Origin of the sequence: Gluconobacter sp. GP1, from assembly GCF_032913585.1 — a bacterium.
GTDB classification, from domain to species: domain Bacteria; phylum Pseudomonadota; class Alphaproteobacteria; order Acetobacterales; family Acetobacteraceae; genus Gluconobacter; species Gluconobacter cerinus.
This window is the reverse complement of record NZ_JASGXC010000028.1, coordinates 1-3,706: the sequence shown is the minus strand read 5'-3', so window position 1 is coordinate 3,706 and position 3,706 is coordinate 1. Positions and strand designations below refer to the sequence as shown.

Below are 3,706 nucleotides of genomic sequence, written 5' to 3'. Positions count from 1 at the left end.
TTCTTATTATCGGACATAGGGGTTTTTCCATCAGGCCATGAAATTTGTGGGAATTCCTCACCGAAGTGAATGACGGTTCAGCGGGATTTTCCAACCTAAATGGCATTCTGTCAGCGGCCTGAGTACTCAGGCCCCAGTCCCGCGACGCCTATCTCGCACTCTGAATCACGATAAAAAACTTCTAGATCGCAACATAGATTCACCCAAGATCACAGGAAGCCGCATCTCAAAACCAGGCCCCCAGATCTAGCGGTTGGATGTTAGCAGGCTCGTCATCTGATCTCGCGTGGAACATGTTTTCGCCAACTAGAAATCATAGATAGGACTGTTTACCCGCACTGCCGATATCATGCGGGCTACCATGAGGGTCGGGTTGGTCAATATCATCCCCAATATGCACTGCTTCCTGTTCCTGGAGCGGATCCGCACCATCGCGTAACAATCCAGAGCACGGAATCGCCCATTTTTCTCCAGACACAAGCCGGAACTCGTCACGCAGAAACCGAAATTATCGTCCATGACGCCCGAAATCAGATCTCCAAGGCTTCAATCAATGGCTCTTCGAAGTTCTCATGTGATGGGGAGGCAGTCGCCTCCCCATCATCATCTAACAGCGTGTTTATCCGACCTGGCGCAGATCAGAGCGCACAGTGTGATCTTCCATAAGGTATGGTCCGCCGGACACAACCTGAATGGAGAGAATGCTTGGCTCCCTGCTAACGATATCTCCGTTCTGTAGCGACAGAGCTGCATCACCGTCTGTCCAGCGGTATCTGGAAGATTCCAGCCCATGCCATCCTGACAGGTGAGACAGGGAAAGATGCGCTGTCAGACTGATTGTCTGACGGGAAGCAAAGAGTGAAACATCCCCGACAAGAACGCCCAGATTACGACGATCATCCACGAACGGTCCGATCGTGTCGCTCGGACGGCTGGTCCGGGAGACCAGACGCACTGTCGCAACATTCGCGGGGATCATGAACATGACCCGATCGTTTGCCTGACGCAGCGGACGGATAACCTGACCAAAGTTGGTGACCAGATGCAGGTCCGGGTCTGTGGTCAGTTCAGGCTGAGGCGCAGCACTGGGGGCGCGTGCCGCAATGGCTGCATGGATCGGCTCAACGAAGGCCCGGGAGGTCTCAAGCGGCAGCGTTGATGAACCGCCCGTTTTTCTGGAACCACCAAAGAGGGCCGTCACGGTGTGATTGTCGAACTGGTCACGGTTGCCCGTGTCGAGATAGCTCTCGGTTAGTGCATTTTCAGCCCAAACCGCTTCATGGCTGTCCAGTTCAACGTGATAGTACGTGTAGCTGTTGATCGTGCGATCAATCAGGATTGAAGCGCCATTGACCAGCATACGGGCCGGAACAAGCTTGCCCTCGAAGACCATGCAGTGTTCCTGCGTCACCAGCAGGTCACGGGACGGGACACCCTCTGCAAGCGCGCCCTCGCGAATGCGGACGAGCCAGTTTTCTTCCGGCACAGGCTGGCTGGAGACGGTGATGGAACGATGACCCAGCCATTTGACAGGCATGGCCCCCTTCGGCGTCATGACCAGCGTACCCGGCACGAGCGTTTCGACCGTGGCTTCGCCATCCGGCGTCATCAGCGAGGTGCCTTCTGCAAAGCACGTCGTGTAAATCAGGCCACCATTGCTGTCAGACGACAGGGTGTAACCGTAACTGCTGGCGCCTGGTACATTGAGCGAGTATGTGCCGCCGGAAGTATAGAACGTGATGCCAGTGGATGTTGTGGTGACGCTGGTGACACTGGCAGCTGGAACTGATGCTAGTTCGATCGTATCCGTGGGTGACCAACCCGAAATTGTATTGGTTGGCATTGTCGTGCCGCTGATGACAAGACCGGCACCATCCCCAGAAAGCAGGATACTGTTGCTTCCGACTGTGCCGTTAACGACAAGTGTACCACCAGAGGAGACGACAGCCTGGCCAGAAATGATGCCGCCAGAGGCTACACTAACTGTACCACCATTCTTGATCGACGGCGTAGAAATAGACGCGCCACTTAAAACATTAAATGTAACGTTATTGGATACAGTCCAAGTTCTGGTATCTTTGAATCCGCTCTCGAAATTAATTATACCGCCATTTGAAGTGAAGGATGTATTATTAGTCCCGCTTGTTGGTGTGTAAACATCCATGGTTCCACCATCAAGCACAACGTTAGACGTTGTACCGCCGCTGACCACGACCGTCCCTCCGGACAAGATGTGTCCGCCGCTTAACAGGGCACCTGACTTAACAATATAGTTGCCGCCGGAGGAGACCCAGTACGATGAAGATGTATTTGTGAATGTTACACCGCTTTCGAGAGTAATTGTTCCTCCGTTGCCACCCGATGTAAATCCTACCGAAGCTCCACCGGACGTCTTGATGACATCGACGGATCCACCGTCTACGAACATGTCCTTGGCAAGGCCATTGTTTATAACCGCACTTCCTCCAGTCTCAATCACCGTACTGGAAGCTGTTCCGCCTAGAACATTGAGAATACCACCGCTGCCGATTGTCTGGTTAATAACCGTACCACCACGCTGTGTAATGGTATTCCCATCCGTCACCGCAGAAGTATTAGATCCATTTAGAGTGCCACTGGAGATCGTAATAAGACCGTCTGATCCCTGGAACTGATAACCTGAAATCGTATTACCGTTGAGGTTAAGGGTACCACCACTGATGGTAATGTCAGACGAATAGGTGCTTCCGTAAAAATTGGCGACACCGCCGCTGGCAATGGTCTGGTTTGTTGCGGATGCATAATAGGAGATATTTTCAACAACCCCAGAGCCGATTGTTCCTCCCGACACGGTTGCAGACTGCGTTGCGCTAATCGTGCCACTCAAGATTGCCGCATTATCGAGAATGATACTGGCGTTGGCGCCCGAGGCATAGGCGCTGTTTACGATGGCCCCAGCTTGCGCACTCAGAACACCGCCGACGCCATTTGCGCTTGTTACAAGGCCGCCCGATGAAACGACAATTGTGCCGCCGTTGCGAAGATATGGGTTGATTGCGGTACCGCCTGACTCGACATAGCGCGTACCACCACTGCTAATGGCAGTCTGGTATGATGATCCACCAGCCTCGATATAGTCTACACCGGTGCCTGACAAGACACCACCCGTAACTATTCCCCCTGATTGTACATAGCGCGTACCATAATTAGTTTGACCCGCAGCAGTACCGCCGTTCTGGACGTATTCAACGTTTCCCGCGTTAACCTGACTACTAGTAGTTTGTCCGGAAGTAACAGATGTCGTCGCCATTTGATCAAGCTCCAGCTTTTCGGGGGTAGTTAATAACAAACCAACATTACCCTCCTATCGCCTGTAGACAGCAACGATATGAAATAAAAGGAAATTGTTTTTTGGAACTTTTTAACCAAATGGAAACCAGTATCATTTTCGTGAAAAAAACCCTGTTTTCAGTATGTTAAAAAAATATCACACCTAATATAAAATAAATTCTAAAATTATTCTTTTGGATTCTTACAACAAGAATTTCGTCAAGAACTGGATAATTTGGAGTCCAATCTGGAAACCTAGGAAATCCAATACATTCGCTGCAACGTATCCCAAAGAAAATTGTCGGACTGATTATTTTCTCAGGCCCTTACAACTCATATTTTTAGTGATTATATTTTCGGGTTTTCGAGAAAAATCCATTTTATGCGAAACTTTTGG

General features: G+C 50.8%; 1 protein-coding gene. It reads right to left on the bottom strand.

Going from position 1 to position 3,706, the window contains the following annotated elements:
• Positions 1-619 precede the first annotated feature (619 nt).
• Positions 620-3,289, bottom strand: coding sequence for a Hint domain-containing protein (locus R5H23_RS16615; protein ID WP_061509867.1), 2,670 nt, complete (start codon positions 3,287-3,289; stop codon positions 620-622).
• Positions 3,290-3,706: the final 417 nt, after the last annotated feature.